The organism is Shewanella sp. DNRA4, assembly GCF_012843185.1.
GTDB classification, from domain to species: domain Bacteria; phylum Pseudomonadota; class Gammaproteobacteria; order Enterobacterales; family Shewanellaceae; genus Shewanella; species Shewanella xiamenensis.
In genome coordinates, this window is sequence record NZ_JABAIP010000005.1 from 105,297 (window position 1) to 122,201 (window position 16,905).

Genomic DNA, 16,905 nt, shown 5'->3' on the forward strand with positions numbered 1-16,905 from the left:
GCATGCAAGCTAACGCAATTTCTTAGCCATGGTGTTCGGTATTAATCAACTTGCCGAGCTGATCGTAATGATTCCAATCCCCCGCTTGGCGATCTGCGATATAGCTGCCTTCACTGCGTTTTTCGCCATTGGGCCAAAACTGTTGCCATAAACCTTCCCGGCGATCCTTAAGATAAGTGCCTTGTTCGGCGAGTTTGCCATTAACATGGTAATAGCTAGCTTCGCCTTCTTTTTGACCTTTTAGCCAAGTTTCACTCAGTTTAGGGTTACCATTTTGATGGTATTCCCTGCGCTCGCCGTCGAGTTCGCCTTTTGAGTATTGGACTTCGAGTTTGAGCTGGCCATTGCTGTAATACTCTTTGCTACTGCCATGCTGCTGATTATCTAAAAATTCGCTGCTGGCGGCTAAAATGCCATCCTCATACCAGCTTTCCCATAATCCTGTTTGCAGGCCTTTATCCATAGTGCCGCTAAGTTTAAGCTGGCCATTATTGGGATAATATTCGGCATAGGAGCCCGTTTTATCATTGTTATCATAGGTTTCTAAGCGATAAACCACTTGTTTAAAGCTGTAGTACTCGCTAGTGCCGTGGCGTTTATTATCTTTCCAGTAGGTTTTCTGGCTGATATTGCCCTCGGGAATCGCGCCGTAGGTTGGATCTTTGGCTTCATAGCGGTAATCAATCCAGAGGCCGGTTTTTTGATTATCCTCATATTGGCCAGTGACGCGGCTGCGACCTTGGTAGTATTCGGCGTAATCGCCATTGAGTTTGCCGTTAACAAAGGTCTGTTCTTTTTGCTTAAGGCCCGAAGCATATTGGACCCAAAGGCCTTCTTTTAAGCCTGCTTTATATTCGCCGTCTTCATTAAGATCGCCATTGTAGTACCAGCGACTAAAGTGGCCGTCGAGGGGATAACTATTGCTGTTATCCGCTTTGCTGCGGGCATAGTGAGCAAGTTCTTTCGGTTTGCCATTATCATAAAAAGACTCGTATTTACCGACCCAAGCGCCCTCGATACGCTCGCCGCGCTCATTGACTGTACCATCTTGGTAAAAGGATTCAGAGCGGCCAGTGAGTTTGCCATCGACATAAACATCTAAGCTGCGGAGCTGGCCATTATCGTAGTAGCGACGAAATTCTCCGTCACGTTGACCTAGCTTCCATACCTCTGCGGTTTGCAGTTTACCGCCGTTATAGCGCTCAAATAATCCATCCTTTAAGCCCATGTTGTAGCTGCTTTTTTCGATAAGATTACCGTCCGCATCATAACGCTCAGAAGGGCCATGCAAGGGATATTGACCATTATCAGCCAGTTGCGAGTCCTGGTAGGTGCGCAGTTCTTTAAGTTGGCCATTAGGGTGAAAGTACTTTTGCGCGCCTGCGAGCATATCCTGCTTGTAGTTCAAATCGCTGGTCAGTACGCCCTCAAGGCTAAAGTACTGTTGGCGTCCCTCTAACACATCGTTGAGGTATTGCTCTTCGACTTGGAGTTTGCCCAGTTCATTAAATTGCTGGCACTTACCGTGGCGCAGCCCCGCTTGATAGTGGCACAGGCTCGCCAGTTCACTACTGGGATAAAAGGTGCGTTCTTCACCCTCAAGTTTATCAAGATTAAATTGGCTGGCACTGGCCTTAGTGCCATCGTCAAAAAAGGTTTCCCATAACCCTTGGCGACGACCATCAGCATCAAAACGGCCGCTTACGACCACTTGGCCTACAGAGTTTTGTTCAAGATAGGGGCCGGTGAGTTGGTTATTGGCGTAGGTTTGGCTTTGGGAGAGGGTGCCGTTTTCATAAAAGCTTTCCCATTTACCATGGCGCAGGTTATCAAGATAACTTTCTTGTGCCTGCAATTTACCGCTGGGGAAGAAGCGCTTAACTTGGGATTTTTGGCCATTTTGGTAGACAGTGCTTTGGTTAACATGGCCGTTGGGGCTAAATTCTTTCCATTCGCCAACGGGGACGCCCTTAGCAAATTGTTGTTCTTCGGTTATCGTGCCATCTAAGTCGAACAGCCGCCAAGTACCATCTTGGTAGCCCTGTTGGTAATTACCTTCAACGATTCTGCTGTTATTAGTATGAAATACTTGCCATTTCCCATTAGGTATTCCCTGAGAAAATTGCCCTAAGGTATAGCCTTGGTTATCGCGAACGATGGCGATATCGCCATTTAAGGGCATGCCCGTGGCGAGATTGTAATAGCTGGGGATCCCGTCTTGCTGGCGAATGTCGACCATCATGGAAGATAGATTTTGCGCTGCCAGAGCATGGACACTGACTAGGCTGGCTGCGGCAGTCGCGAGGCTGATAAAGCGAAATGGCGTATAGAACATGCTGATTCCTTGCTCTGGGTCTTAAGGCAGCGCCTTTGCGGCCTATATAATTACTCTGTTGAATTTATGTCTTTGGCGCAGGACATAATGCAGTGCCCTGCGCCAAGGTTTACGTTAATTGATTAAGCTAAAACGTTGAGAAAACAGGGTCAGGAGTCACTACCGGCGGCGGTGTTTCCTGATTCAAAAACTGCCCATGATTGTAGCGATTAATCACCTCTATCCAGCCATGCTCCTCAAACTCGTATTGCTTACCATCAAGCCTGCCCTGATCGTCATAATTGGCGATTTGAAGCACATAATCTTCAGATGAGCGCAGTTCCCAATGGCCGACTTGTTTACCTTGATCGAAGCGACCATACCAATAACGTCTTTCAGGGTTGGGTATTGGGCGGAAACCGTACTCACCATCGGTAAATATCCAATCGCCATCCTGTTGACCATTGCGGTATACGCCTTTTTCATACAGTTGACCATTGTTGGCATAACGTTGCACTAAGCCGTCGGGGTTGCCATGGTTAAAGTTTATTAATTCAAGCAGTTGCCCTGAACTTGTCTCATTACGAAACTCGCCATGGAGTTCACCATTGTCATCATAGCTAAAGGTGAGGCTGGCATCCTCTTGCTGCTTCTTCCATTTGCCCGAGGGCTTGTCATTGGTATATTGCCCCTGCTCAGCCACCCAACGCTTACCCGTTTCATGGTCGAATTTCACCATTTCATAGGGGCCTTCACGCTTGCCTGCGTTAAAATGCTCGCGGGTGATAACGTCTGTACCACTACGGCTCTTGATGGATTCCACATATAAGCCCGTTAATTTTTTATCGAGTTCCTCGCGACGATTCACTAATTCGCCTTGCTCGTAGTCTTCGCTAAGTGACCAGTTTTTGAGTAGGTCGTTTTCTGTGCTCTCAATCAGTTGGCCTTTACTAAAGCGCTGCTGTTTACGATAAACCCAACGATTACCTTGGTATTTGCTGTCGGTGGTTTTTTTAATTTGCCCTTGTTCATCGTATTCAATGGCTTGGAGGGCATCACCTTTATCGTTAGTCAGTTCCTTTAATTGGATCTGACCATTCTCATAGTAAGTTAGTTGCTCACCAACCTTATAATCAGCTTGATATTGGTAATGGTGTTTGACGTTGCCATTGTCAAAATACTCAAAATAGTCACCGTGTCTTTTGTCTTTAACATACTCTTGGGTCGAGATGATTTGCCCATTTAGGCCCCAAGTGGTCTCAGTTCCTTGCAATAGACCATCAACGCGATGTTCTTCACGGTTAAGTTTGCCAAGATTAAAATATTGACTCACGCAGGTTGGGTCATTGCAGATCTTGGCGGTGACTTCACCTTCGGGGCCAAAATGTTCGCTGATGCCGACTTCTTGGCCATCTTTAAAGGTGGTTTTGTAGCGGATATTGCCGCCATTCCAATAACCCGTTTCGAGGCCTTGTTTCACACCATTTTCATAGTGCGATTCAACATACAGTTGGCCGGTGGCAATGTATTTTTTAAGCAAGCCATGAAGTTGGCCTTGCTCGTTACGAAAGCCTTGCTCATATGGTTTGCCATCCTCAAAGTAACATTGATACGCACCGCGGAATTGCTCGCTGGTGAGTTTTTTACCTATTTTGTTATCGGCGAGGGCACTGGCGCAAAAAAGCATATCTTTGTTTTTGTAATAAACCTCAGCCTTATAATGGCCGTCGATCACTTCGGTCGATTGTTTTAGATAGTACTGAGCCTGTTTTTCATCTTTGACAACCTTCCAATGGGCATCGAGTAAGACCTTTTCCGCATTGGCATGGGTACTGATAAGTACGAGTGCTCCTAGGAGCAGTTTTACAGTAAATGGACGCATAACCGCTCCTTAAGGCAAAGGTTTAAAGGTGAATTCATAGGGGATATCGCTGGGTTCTTTGGCTATCGTCATATAACTCACCTTGGCGGCTGGGCCTGCAACACTCAAATAGCGCCCATCGACTAGCACCTCGTTAATCGGCAGCTGAGTATTTTCGGGGAGTCGAATGGTTAACAGATTGCCTTGGGCATCTTCGACCTTAAAGTAATTGTTAAGATTGCTACTCGGCTCATTGCCATATCCCGTTTGCGTCAGCCAAGATTGTAAATCGATTAACCAAGGGCGGTCTGTCGCGGCCAGTTCTAAAGGCTGCCAATGGATATCACCTTGGCAACGGATCTTACCCTTGATCTGCTTATCGTAGAAAAACTGCCGCACATGATCCGGAGTCATCAACATATAGGCACTGCCGCTTAGGGCATTGGGAACAAACTGCCAAGTGACGGGATTTTTACCCTCATTAAAACCCTGTTCTATTTCAGGTTTACAGGCGGTCGCCAAAGCCGCTGACATGGGAATAGATAGATTATGGCCATTGTCAGACACCAGTTTTATCCCTTGGATCGTATTGACCTCATTTTTAGCGCTATCTAGCGTCGGATTGGTGAAGCTACCTAGGCTGGCGTTACCAAACTCGGTGGGAGGATTTGCCAGATTTTTGTTGTACTCGGTAAATTGTACAAAGCGAATCGTCTTGGTTTGAGTCAACTCCGGTTGGGGTTGTTTCTCGATTAACACCACGGTTTTTGGGGTCTCATCGAGCTTGAGTAACAGTGCGTTGCTGGTGAGGTGATGTGGCTCATCGGCCCCAATTAATTGTTCTAGTAGCTCCTTTTCCGTCGCCGTTAACCAGGAGGGATAATTACCTTCGCGACGGGCCTCTGCGATCATGCCTTTAAACTGTTGGAAAGGCAGATTAATACTCTGATCCTCACTCTGTTTTGATATGACTTTAAACAGTTTCGCCTCGGCATCGAGCACCTGGATTGTTAGGCTGGCATCGCCAAAGGTGTAAGGTGTTGCCAGCAATTCATCCCACGACTTTTCGACGATCTTATTCGTCTGTGGGATAAGCGTTAGCTTGGCATTAATATGGTCTATCTGCTTGAGTTTATTCGCAGTGTTATCCCACCCCGTCGCAATAATATCGGTTGCAGATTCAATCGAGGGATTATAATTCCTCGCCCAACCTTTACCGTGCTGCCAGAAGTGAATGTCAATCGGTTTACCGTTAGCATCAAAGGCGCTTAAGTCCTCATAACGTACATCGGCTTCCACATATTGCGGGCTCATATTGTGGACAAAGCGCAATTGCAGATCTTCAGGGGTATCAGTACCCCAAGGGCCAACATTATCTAAAATACCTTGTTGGTCTGGTAATAAGGATTTTATAAATGCCTCATTATTGGGGCGATACTCCTGCGGAACCTCGCTAATGCGGTATAGCTCCTTTTGCCGATCATCCCTATCGCGCTCAGCATCAAATCTATCATCGGCATGCCAAAGCGTGCTCATGATATACGGCCTATCCTTAGGCGCCATCAGGGTTCGATGGGTGAAAGTACTGCCTTGGCGCTCTTCCCGTTGAAAAAACGCCATGCTCTCTAACCAACCGGTTTTACGGTTAACTTCGAACTTGCCATAGGCCTTATACTTGCCTTTTTCACCTTGTAACACGGCGATTAATTTATCTTCACTGACCTGCTCAACCGTCCAAGTTAAGCGCCCATCCATGGGGGCGCTTGTGCTGTAACCGACGCGAGGCTCAAGCGCCACAGGCAAGGTTGGGGCTTGTTTAAACAAGTTATTAAGATTTTGCCAGCGCTCAAATAACTCCTTGATATCTTTTTGATCCATCTTGGCAATGGGGGTTAATAGACGGACTTCACCATTGTTAAATTCCACATTAAAGCCATCTTTAACCAACTGAGCGATTTCATTGGATTTGGCTTTTGGGTCGATATTACTCACTGGGATCGGCATGCCATAATCGCTAATTTGCAGCAGGTTAGGTTGGATAAAAAAGCGGGCATTATGGGTTAGTGGTGTGGTTAAGCTGGCCGCCTTACCTTCTGTATCTTGTAACTGGTAATCCAGCAGCAATCGTGCCTGCAACACTTTGCGGGTTTCGAAACCATCGTTGAGGTGTGAAGTAGAAATAATCTGATACTCGCGCGAAGCGGGAATACTTGCTGACTTATCAGAAACCTGATTATCGCAAGCCGTTAACCCAAGCGTGAGCGTGACAGTGGTACAAAGTACCCTGCATATCCCTATAGCCATTTGAACTCCATTTGTAACTTATGTTATTGAAATGTAATGATATTAATATGTTGTTTGGCGACATTATACACAAAAATGCCCCTATGGAATAAAAAGCTCACGCCAATTTGGGCGCATGATCAACCATAAATTGGCTATTGATGGGTGGAGAATTATTAAATGGGCGGCATAAAGCTAATTGCCCTGACAAGCTCTCATCCTTTACTCTTGGTAAGGCCGCTAGATAACTCACAAGCTAGGGAATATAAACCAGTGGTTAGCTTGTTAAATGGAGAAAGAACGATGAGCCCAGATCATAAGCCAGAACTAACCACACCACCTTTCCCTGTCATTCCTCAGGAAGCCTTTGACTGGTATGACGAATATGCCCACGGCATTATCGACCGCCGTGAGTTTATGGCTCGCCTCGCAGGTTTAGTGGCACTGGGTTTTACCATGACCACGCTGACGGGCGCACTAATGCCTAATTACGCCTTAGCCGAGCAAGTCTCCTTTAACGATCCCAGCATTCAAGCCAGTTATGTAAAGTTTCCATCCCCCGATGGCTATGGTGAAGGCCGCGGTTATTTAGTCTTGCCAAACGCGTTGCTGATCCCAGGCCAAAAGGCGGGCGATCCTAAGACCTTAGATCTCAGTAAAAAAGCCGCCGTGGTGTTAGTGGTACATGAGAACCGAGGCTTAAATCCCTATATCGAAGATGTTGCCCGCCGCTTAGCGGCCAAGGGCTATATCGCCTTTGCCCCCGATGCGCTTTACAGCCTTGGTGGATATCCTGGTAATGATGATGCGGGTCGCGCCATGCAAGCGAGCCTTGATAGAGCCAAAATCGAGCAGGATTTTATCGCCGCCGCGCGTTTTTTAAGGGCGCACCCGCAGAGTAATGGCAAACTCGGTGCTGTCGGATTTTGCTTTGGTGGTTATATCGTCAATATGCTCGCCGCCACCATTCCCGATGAGCTTGCGGCAGGCGTGCCTTATTATGGCACACCCGCAGCAACTGAGCTGCGCAGCCGTGTGAAAGGCCCGTTGATGTTGCAATTTGCCGCATTAGATCAACGGATTAACGATACATGGGCCGAGTATGAAGCCCTGCTAAAGGCTAATAAAGCCGATTACGTCGCTTATCTTTACCCGAATGTGAATCACGGTTTCCATAATGACTCCACCGCCCGTTATGATGAGCCAACGGCTGAGCTCGCATGGACAAGAACCTTAGATTTTTTTGGTAAACATTTACTCGTATAAGTCCATTTAGCGCTATTGCAACGCTTGAAAGGTGGATGTTTCTTGTGTTACCAACTTGTAGGTGATTCATTGTTTTATACGCGAGTGGGATCAAAATACTTGCTATCAGTTCCCATCTCGCTAGAATGCCCGCTCGAATACCTTTAAGTAGAGGCGCGCTGCCTATGACTACTTGTGCGGAGGGTGATGCCGCAGATGTACAAGGAAAGGAGTCAGCGCCGAAGTAGCCAGGTCATCAAACCGAGCTGCTGGTTTTGCATCAAATAGGTGCAAGACTGCCATAGTCATCCACTATGGAGCGCTACCTGAAGGGGCTGAGGAGTAATACCTCCCTATAGGTTTTGTTTCTTTATCCTCTCGGTAGATCTCCACCCGTTTTTTGGTGAAAAGAGATCATGGACATTAGTCATTTTGCTGACTCAGGTTGGTCAGTACTTCCCCCTTTGTTAGCCGTCGCCTTGGCGATCATCACTCGTCGCGTACTGTTATCCCTTGGCGTAGGGATTGTGGCCGGCAGTTTGTTACTCAATCAGTTTTCTCCCCTTGATTCATTGCACTATATGTTCAATACCGTGCTGAAGATTTTTTGGGTCGATGGCGCACTTAATCGCGACAATATCAATATGTTGCTGTTTATGTTACTGCTTGGTGGACTCATTAGTCTGATGACGGTTTCTGGCGCCACCCGCGCCTTTGCCGAGTGGGCAGCTAAGCGCGCTAAGACCCGTCGCGGCGCAAAAGGCTTAACTGGTGTGATGGTGTTTGCGTTTTTTATTGACGACTTTTTTCATAGTTTGTCGGTTGGCGCTATTTGCCGTCCGGTGACCGATCGCTTTCAAATCTCCCGCGCCAAACTGGCTTATCTTTTAGATTCTACCGCTGCGCCCGTGTGCGTATTGATGCCCATTTCTTCTTGGGGCGCTTATATTATCGCGCTTATCGGTGGCATTATGGCCGCCCACGGCATTAGCGAGCAAAGTCCAATCTCAGCCTTTGTTGAGATGATCCCGATGAATCTCTATGCCGTGTTTACCCTGTTGATGGTGTTGGTGGTGATTATCTTTCAAATGGATATCGGCCCGATGCGTAAACATGAAGCATGGGCGCTGGAGGGGAAGCTTTGGGATCCGTCTAAGCCTCGTCCAATCGGCTTAGATATGGAAAGCCCTGAAGAAAGTAACGGTGGCATGATCGATATGGTATTGCCGATCCTAACCCTCACAGGCGCGACCGTGTATTTTATGATTTCCTCTGGTGCGGCAGTGTTGGATGAAAAAGGGCTGCCATTTAGCGTACTTGGCTCCTTTGAAAACACCAATGTGGGCTCCTCGCTAGTGTATGGCGCGCTGTGCAGCTTGGCGGTGTCAATTGTGCTTGCGCTGCGGTTAAAATTGGGCGCTAAAAACTGGCTTAAAGCCGCCCCGCAAGGAGTGATGGCCATGCTACCTGCGATCAATATCTTGCTATTTGCATGGGCGATTGGTGCGGTTGTTCGCGATGTTGAGACTGGCAAATATCTGGCCTCCCTCGCCAACGGTAACTTGCCAATGGAAGTGTTGCCTGCGGTGGTGTTTGTGTTGTCCTGCGCCATGGCATTTGCCACCGGAACCAGTTGGGGCACCTTTGGTATTATGTTGCCACTGGCTGGCGACATGGCCGCAGCCAGCGATATCGCATTAATGCTGCCTATGCTTGCCGCAGTGCTTGCGGGCTCAGTGTTTGGCGATCATAGCTCGCCGATTTCCAGCACCAGTATTTTGTCGGCCACGGGGGCAGGTTGCCACCATATTGACCATGTGATGACCCAGCTACCCTATGCCTTAGCCATCGCCTTTGGCGCCACCTTAGGCTATTTAGCCATGGGGATTATGCATTCAACCTTAGCTGGATTTGCCGTAAGCGCCCTGTGGTTTGTGCTCTTCACTGCCTATCATCTGCGTAAAACGAAAAATCAGCCTTTGTTAGCTACGGCATAAGGCTCTTTTACACGCTATCAACTAGGGGCCCACGGGCCCCTTGCTTTTTTGTGGGCTTGAGTAAGCCTGCATCCATTCAAGCAAACTTAAGTCATCACTTAACTATCTAATTTGTAATGTGAAAGTGGTAGACAGATGTTAAACACAACGTTATCTTAGGTTTTTAACAAGGATGAAACTTAATCGTGACCTCGATTCAGTTCATTTGCATCAGGAAGATGTGTCTTTATTTCGCAAGAAACACCTCCTGAACAATATGCGATAAGTCTCTAGGTGCTAGGTGCTAGGTTCTAGATTCTAGATTCTAGATTCTAGATTATAGATTCTAGATTCTAGATTCTAGATTCTAGATTCTAGATTCTATAAAAGCATTACAGCAGTGCAATCCCTTGGCTAATGGGTGTTTGCCAAGTGCGGTAGCCATGGAAAGATTTTTGTCGGTTCACAAAGTTGTGAACTGGTTTTTTAGCGGCCTATCGGCCGAGGTGAATCAAGGTCGTGGGTCTTCACCCCCTGATTTTTAAACAAGAGTCGACCAAGAGGGGATCAACAGCAATTCCTTCTTGCCTCTTTGTTAATAAGAGTCCTTGCTTCTCCGCAACTGAGTTGAAAGTCCCTTGGGCATTAAGCGTTCTATGCTATCGCGTCAGACGCTCGTCCCTGATTCGACTGACGCTATCTCGGCATCTGATAGGCAGGATGCCTGAATGTCGTGAAGTGCATGGTCAATGATGTTCCATACATCATACTGACATTTTCCATTTCCCTATGGATCAGATGCACGAGAACGACTATGCCTCGCTCACGCAACGAACGTAAATGCCCTTCGGCAACTCCGAGGGGGGTGGTGTATTCCTTCGGCTCAGGTGTTATAGGTCGATTGTTAAGGCATAAAAGTACCTGTCCAATTTTTTAACCTCAGTGTCAGTTACAAATAATGAAAGTTATACTTATCCGAATACTTTAAATAACTTAATAAAATCAAATAAATGGATGTTATGATATGAAATATGCACTTGTACCCCTTTTGTGTTTATGTCTTTCAGCATGTGGTGGCGGTGGTGGAGATTCTTCAGCAGAAACACCTACCCCACCTCCTGTCACCAAAGACCCCTTGTCTAAATTTATCAATATTAAAGACCAATATGCAGGTATTGAGTCTGTAGCTCCATTGAATACAGAAACATTAGGCCAAGTGTACAAGTACATCTTTACACTCATTCCTGAATTACTACCGGACTATAACGATCAAAGTGGCGAACTGGGTTCGACTTGCTCTGGTGGTGGAACGATTAAAATTTCGAATGGAAGCTCAGATAAAGAAAAAAATATTGCTTTCACTAATTGCGTTGAAGATGGCATGACAACTAACGGTAAAGCTACTGTGAGAGCAAACCGATTTTCCACCGATGGAATACTTATTGATAGTACCGTGATTTTTGAGGATGTTGATGTAAAAGGTACTTTAGGTCACAGTTTACTTGCTGGTACTGCACAATATGTAGAGCAGGACTTAACTTGTGCAAAAACTGAAGCAACATATAATTTAATGTTTTCAGATGTAAATAATAAAAAACAAATCTTATTTTCAAATTTTAAATTTATTAGAACTGGTAATGAGATGGTGTTATGTGGAAATGATGGTTTTAGGATACAAGGTCGCGTATTCGATTCATCTTTAGGGTTCTGGGATGTCCAAACGAATGAATTATTTAAACTTAACACTATGGTACATGCCTATGAAGAAAGTGGTGAGTTTGTTGTTAGGGGAAGTAACAGTAGTCAAGCTACATTTTCAGTTGAATTCTATAAGGAGTTAAGAGGAAACATAATCTCTAATTACACCTATTATAAAATTATGCTACATAGTGGCATGGTAAATAAAGAATATGCTTTTTTAAAGGAATACTATAAACCCTCCATATTGACCTCATTTGAGGATGCGGATAACGATGGAATAACTGATGGTTGGGAGTTGGCTTTTGGTTTAAATCCAACATCGGCTTTGGATGCGACTCAAGATTTAGATGGTGATGGCTTTACAAATTTGCAAGAGTTCTTATCTTTTGGTCATCCTAACGATAAAAAAATACTTCCTAAAATTGCTGATCTCGGAGTTACTTTATCCCATGAAACCCAAGGCTATTCTAAAAAGATTATCGTAAAAGCTGAAGTCGAAAGTGATGTAAAATCAACTGATAGCGGAACAGTGTTGACGACCTACTCAACATCTCTTCCTGTTTATTTTGATAGCGATAGTTATGCTCATTCCAATTTTTGTACTTTAACAGATAATCGGCTCGAACTGACCTGTAAATGGGATAATATATCACCAGGATATAAAGCTGTTCAAGAGATCTATTTAAATGCTGACACAGCAAATGGAGCAGAGATTAAAAGTGTTATCACTGCAAAAATACAGCATCTTGGACATGATGAGGATTTGTCGAATAACCAAGCAACAATTGATGTTGCAAGACATGCTGCTGATGTATCTTATCGATTGTGGATTGATAACCGTCAAGAGTATATGATGGAATTAGTTGGTACTTCACAAAAGCTAGCGTTTACAATTCATCAGCAAGAATCTAAATTTGGTGGCTTTGATCCTGTGACCGGCAATAAAATTAGACTGGACATACCGGAAAATATCACATTATTAAGTGCCGAATGTGTTAATAGCCATGAAAAGTATAGTTGTTTGGTTGGAAACGAAATTGTTTTTAAAGACTATCAATGGGCTTATAGTTTTACACTTGATATTAGGGGAGATAGTCAAGGGGAAGGGAAGTTAGTATTCAATTCACTCAGCTCTATAACTGGTGATAAAGTGTTATCTTCAATACCATTTCCAATAGTGGTTGGTCAATCTACAGAAGCATTACAAAAACAGATTGATATGGCGGCCGATGGTGAAAAAGTTAATGTTCCGGCAGGAATTTATATTGGTGATTTAGATTTATCTAAAAAACAAACGCTATTAGAGGCGGAATCTAAAGGTGCTAAGCTTTATAGCAGCGAAACTTCATTTTGGCAACCAAGTTTAATTATTGATAAAAATAGTAGTGTAAATGGTTTTACCTTAGCTAATCACTATATAAAGGTAGAGGGTAGTGGAGGTGCTATTACACGTAATTTATTTGATGGTACACCAAACAACCTCATGTCAGTATCCATTTTAAATAGCGGAGAGATGCTTTTTGAACAAAATATATTGATAGGTAAGGCTCTCGATAATGGTTACGTATCTAGTAATTTGGATGATGATTACCATTGCCCTAGGATTGAAAGCGGTAATTATGCTGTTGCACAAAATACTAAGACTAGACTAGTGAATAATATATATTTTGGCAATCTTTTGGATGCGCCTGATTTATATTTCGGATGTCAGTTTCTTAATGCAAGTATGTCCTCTGAATTAGAAATCTACAATAATACTTTTCTTGGGCTAGAATCTGTAGTGAAGCTTATTTATTATGGGCTTGATGAGCCATATTATAAAATGTCAATCGATAACAATATCGTTTCAAAATCTAGATATTTAATTGATAATGCTTCGTATGCTAGTACTTTGTATAAGTTTGCTTCTGGAAGCAGCATTAACTTAAGTAATAATATAGTTAATGAGGTTAGGGGCTTGTATATAGATATGCAGGACCAACAAGTTGAAGTGAATACTTTTTTTGCCGATCCTTTACTTGATAATAATGGATATCCTTTTAGTAACTCACCGGTAATTGATGCTGGTGTGCCGTTAAACGTAGATGTCGATTTATATGGTGTAGCAAGACCAATTGACGGTGATAACAATGGAACAAAAGTCATTGATATTGGTGCAATAGAGTTTAGATTAAACTGATTATGCTACATTCTTTAATTGTTAAAGCTCTAATTGCTAAACAGTGGATGCAAGTTTGCTAAATAACCAGAAATGACTCATGGAATGTAAAGCACAGGAATGGCAGGTTAGTATTACTATGACCTGCCCATTTTTCTCAACGTCACTGGTGCAACAATGCCAGTTCTGGTGTATCCCGTAGTATTTATGTTTTCTGATGAAAAGAGCTGTTCAGAATAGAAATGGATTTTGGAATGAAATCAGTTTTACAAATTACCTTAGGGATCTTGCTAGCGGGTTTGGTTACTTTGTTAGTGCGAATTGGCTATTTGAGTTATATCGAATACCGCCTGACGCAAGGGCTTAATGAGTTTGCTATGCAACAAAAGCAAACTGAACTTGCTCGCCAACAAGCCGCAAAAGAACGCAAGATTATTGAATATCAGCAGCAACAAATTGCAATGCAACAGGCTGCGGAACAACAACGTATAGCTCAGCAAAACGAAGCGGCACGCATACGTAAAGCCGAAGCATGGCGCAAATATTATATCGTCCCCGAAGACTGCAAAAACTATAAGTCAGATGAGCACATGGTTAACTGCTTAAACCATAAAGCTGATGCCAAAGCAGAATTTGATAGGGCGTATGTCTCTGGTGAATTGGTACTCCCGAAATAAAGTAGTCGAAATTTTTAGCATAAATAAAAGTCGTGGGGCTTCATCCCTGATTGTTAAACAAGAGTCGACTAAGGAGGACTGCTCGTCTTGTCCTTCTTGCCTATTGTTTTCACATAAGCCAAGACGCCCCTAACGGAGTTGAAAGCCCCTTGAGCTAAAATCTAGCCACCCATTACAAATCGCGTTATTTAGGCTCCTCTACTAGACTCAGTAAAAGTGTTTATGTGGAGGAGTTGCTATGCCGAGGCCTAGAAGAACTCAGATTAGTGTTGAAGACACGCCCTTCTATCACTGTTGTAGTCGCGTTGTTCGGCGTGCATTTTTATGCGGCGATGATACTTATTCAGGTAAAAACTATGACCATCGCCGCGCTTGGATAGAATCGCTACTGTTTGAAATTGAAGCAGTTTTTTCTATTGATATAGCGGCCTTTGCGATAATGTCGAATCATTTGCATGTGGTGTTACGGGTGGATATCGACCGTGCTAATCGTTGGACTGATCGCGAAGTGCTTGAGCAGTGGCATAAGCTATTTAAAGGTGATGAATTAACGCAAAAATTCGCTAAAGGTGAGTTGGTTGAACCTCACCAAGTCCTCAGGCTAAAACATGCAATAGCAATTTACCGTAGCCGTTTATGTGATATCAGTTGGTTCATACGTTGCTTAAACGAACCAATAGCAAGACAAGCAAATCAAGAAGATAACTGTAGTGGTCGTTTCTGGGAAGGTCGCTTTAAGTCACAGGCTCTACTTGATGAAGCTGCGGTTTTAGCCTGTATGACCTATGTTGATTTGAATCCCATCAGAGCCAAAATGGCTAACACGCCAGAACAATCAGACCATACCAGCATTCAGCTACGCATTCGGGCTGCATTGAAAGGTGAACAGCCTAACAATTTACTGCCTTTCATTGGTAATGAACGCGATAACCAACCTAATGGAATCGCGTTTACGCTCAAGGATTATCTTGAGTTAGTTGAGGATACAGGGCGGATCATCCGCAACGATAAGCGTGGTGCAATAAGTGGAAATAGCAACAAGTTACTGACCAGATTAAATATATCCCAAGACAATTGGCTTAAACTGACCACCGAGTTTGGCAAGCTATTTCATGGCCCAGTCGGTACGTTGCAAGAACTGACCGATTACTGCGAGCATTTAGAGAAGCGACGACGGCACTTTGCTAAATGCTGTCGTTACCTTAACACAGGCTGATTTCAAGCCTGTTTCATTGCTCGTTCCTTCAAAAGCTCCAACACCTCCAACGAGGCAATGGGTTGGGCTTGTTTTACTAAAAATATCGTTTTTTCAGCCAAATAGGTCAATTTAGTCAGTCATCATCCTTTGTAACCCTACTTCGCTACCCTTTTAACGGCTAAGTGACTTTTCGTCACTTGAATGCCCTCATAAAGTACATTATGTTCTTGTTTTATTTTGGGTGGCCTGATGTATCGCCTCCTGATGTATCGCCTGATGTATCGGTGATGTATCGATAGCCTGATGTATCGGCCTGATGTATCGCTGCCTGATTTATTTGTAGTGGAAGAGGACTAAAAAAGTAAATTTAGAATCAGCAAATTGGCATGAGAATTTAGCTATATGGTCATTTTTACCTAATTAACTGCCGATAGACTAATAATATAAAAATCTAACAATAATTTGCATGGAGTATGGCGATAAATGAAATTGAAACAGGCTTTGCTAATTGGTTTAGCACTTTTTATATCAAAATCTGCTTATTCAAACCCTTCAGAATGTTGGGTTGAAGATCCTGATGTTCAAGGAACTTATGAGGGAGATTGTGTAGCTGGTAAAGCTAATGGTTTTGGAGTTTCAACAGGAAAGGATACCTATAAAGGTGAATTTAAAGATGGGTATTTACATGGAAAAGGTACCTATACATGGCAAAGTGGTAGGGTATATGAAGGGGATTGGGTCGATGGGAAGCGGACAGGGAAAGGCAAATGGCAAGAATGTGGTCCAGCCTCTGGTTGTGACTACTATGAGGGAGAATGGCTGAATAGTAAGTTTAATGGATTTGGTACGTTTTCTTACCGTTGTAACTGTAAGTTTATTGGTTGCCAACGTTGTACAGATCACGGATTGTTTGAAGATGGAAAATTAATTGAATCAGCACCATCAGATGTGACGTCTATAAAAGAGTTCAAAGCTTGGAAAATGAAAGAGAGTAAAAAAATTAATGCTTATGAAGATAAGGTTCGCTCTTTTAGATCTAACTTATCTGTAGGTGATGATTCTTCAGTTGGTATTATTATAGAAGTAAAAGAAAATATAGTAAAAGTACAGACAAATGATAGCCAATGCACACAGCGAAATAATGATGGAGATTGCTTAAATTGGATTACTACACCTGTAGAAAAATGGTTTAAGAAAAATGATATTTATCCTAGAGATTAAATCCTCATCGCTTTAATGTTTAATTGGAAATCCATTGCTAAATCTCTAAAATTGGTAGTAAACATTACTCGGCATACTTTGCATGGCTAGCGAGCAACACAAAAGCAGCAGAAGTTCACCTATCCCCTGCGAAGTTGCTGAAGGGCGTTGAAGAAAATCGCGTGACGCAGACAGGACGTCTGCGTAGCTTTCGGGGGGAAGGGACGCCCCATCGGAAGCGTTAGCGATTTTCGAATAAGCACGAAGCCAGTATTCAATGCATGTAACTTCG

The 16,905-nt window shown here is 43.8% G+C and carries 9 protein-coding genes and 1 riboswitch; of the genes, 6 read left to right on the plus strand and 3 right to left on the minus strand.

The genetic code is table 11. The annotated features are described in order from the left end of the window. Positions 1-22: 22 nt before the first annotated feature. The 3 genes from HG547_RS06920 to HG547_RS06930 form a co-directional block, all read right to left on the minus strand. Entirely contained in the window at positions 23-2,335 is a 2,313-nt protein-coding gene (locus tag HG547_RS06920; protein WP_169547406.1) for a toxin-antitoxin system YwqK family antitoxin, read from the minus strand. Between the two features lie 127 nt (positions 2,336-2,462). Further along, entirely contained in the window at positions 2,463-4,196 is a 1,734-nt protein-coding gene (locus HG547_RS06925; protein ID WP_169547407.1) for a hypothetical protein, read from the minus strand. Positions 4,197-4,205: 9 nt separating this feature from the next. Then, complete coding sequence (locus HG547_RS06930; protein WP_169547408.1) at positions 4,206-6,479, minus strand: hypothetical protein; 2,274 nt, start codon at positions 6,477-6,479, stop codon at positions 4,206-4,208. A gap of 282 nt (positions 6,480-6,761) precedes the next feature. Between HG547_RS06930 and HG547_RS06935 the strand changes: the two genes are divergently transcribed. The 6 genes from HG547_RS06935 (at position 6,762) to HG547_RS06960 (ending at position 16,634) form a co-directional block, all read left to right on the plus strand. Beyond that, positions 6,762-7,724 carry a dienelactone hydrolase family protein gene (locus HG547_RS06935; protein ID WP_169547409.1) on the plus strand — a complete coding sequence of 321 codons (963 nt, stop codon included), beginning with the start codon at positions 6,762-6,764 and terminating at the stop codon, positions 7,722-7,724. 140 nt (positions 7,725-7,864) lie between these two features. Continuing rightward, positions 7,865-8,036: riboswitch (Lysine riboswitch) on the plus strand. Between the two features lie 83 nt (positions 8,037-8,119). Next, positions 8,120-9,700, plus strand: a complete 1,581-nt coding sequence (locus tag HG547_RS06940) for a Na+/H+ antiporter NhaC family protein (RefSeq protein ID WP_037414811.1) — start codon at positions 8,120-8,122, stop codon at positions 9,698-9,700. Between the two features lie 1,003 nt (positions 9,701-10,703). Continuing rightward, on the plus strand, positions 10,704-13,559 hold the full coding sequence (locus HG547_RS06945; RefSeq protein ID WP_169547410.1) for a choice-of-anchor Q domain-containing protein: 2,856 nt from the start codon (positions 10,704-10,706) through the stop codon (positions 13,557-13,559). 233 nt (positions 13,560-13,792) lie between these two features. Beyond that, positions 13,793-14,215: a hypothetical protein gene (locus HG547_RS06950; protein ID WP_169547411.1), complete on the plus strand. Its 423-nt coding sequence runs from the start codon at positions 13,793-13,795 to the stop codon at positions 14,213-14,215. 238 nt (positions 14,216-14,453) lie between these two features. Continuing rightward, entirely contained in the window at positions 14,454-15,431 is a 978-nt protein-coding gene (locus tag HG547_RS06955; protein WP_169547412.1) for a transposase, read from the plus strand. 465 nt (positions 15,432-15,896) lie between these two features. Beyond that, entirely contained in the window at positions 15,897-16,634 is a 738-nt protein-coding gene (locus HG547_RS06960) for a hypothetical protein (RefSeq protein ID WP_169547413.1), read from the plus strand. The last annotated feature ends 271 nt before the right edge of the window (positions 16,635-16,905 follow it).

What these genes read in the sequence shown, in the direction of transcription:
- HG547_RS06920 (WP_169547406.1), bottom strand. Translation starts at nt 2,335, where the DNA reads ATGTTCTATACGCCATTTCGCTTTATCAGCCTCGCGACTGCCGCAGCC.
- HG547_RS06925 (WP_169547407.1), bottom strand. Translation starts at nt 4,196, where the DNA reads ATGCGTCCATTTACTGTAAAACTGCTCCTAGGAGCACTCGTACTTATC.
- HG547_RS06930 (WP_169547408.1), bottom strand. Translation starts at nt 6,479, where the DNA reads ATGGCTATAGGGATATGCAGGGTACTTTGTACCACTGTCACGCTCACG.
- HG547_RS06935 (WP_169547409.1), top strand. Translation starts at nt 6,762, where the DNA reads ATGAGCCCAGATCATAAGCCAGAACTAACCACACCACCTTTCCCTGTC.
- HG547_RS06940 (WP_037414811.1), top strand. Translation starts at nt 8,120, where the DNA reads ATGGACATTAGTCATTTTGCTGACTCAGGTTGGTCAGTACTTCCCCCT.
- HG547_RS06945 (WP_169547410.1), top strand. Translation starts at nt 10,704, where the DNA reads ATGAAATATGCACTTGTACCCCTTTTGTGTTTATGTCTTTCAGCATGT.
- HG547_RS06950 (WP_169547411.1), top strand. Translation starts at nt 13,793, where the DNA reads ATGAAATCAGTTTTACAAATTACCTTAGGGATCTTGCTAGCGGGTTTG.
- HG547_RS06955 (WP_169547412.1), top strand. Translation starts at nt 14,454, where the DNA reads ATGCCGAGGCCTAGAAGAACTCAGATTAGTGTTGAAGACACGCCCTTC.
- HG547_RS06960 (WP_169547413.1), top strand. Translation starts at nt 15,897, where the DNA reads ATGAAATTGAAACAGGCTTTGCTAATTGGTTTAGCACTTTTTATATCA.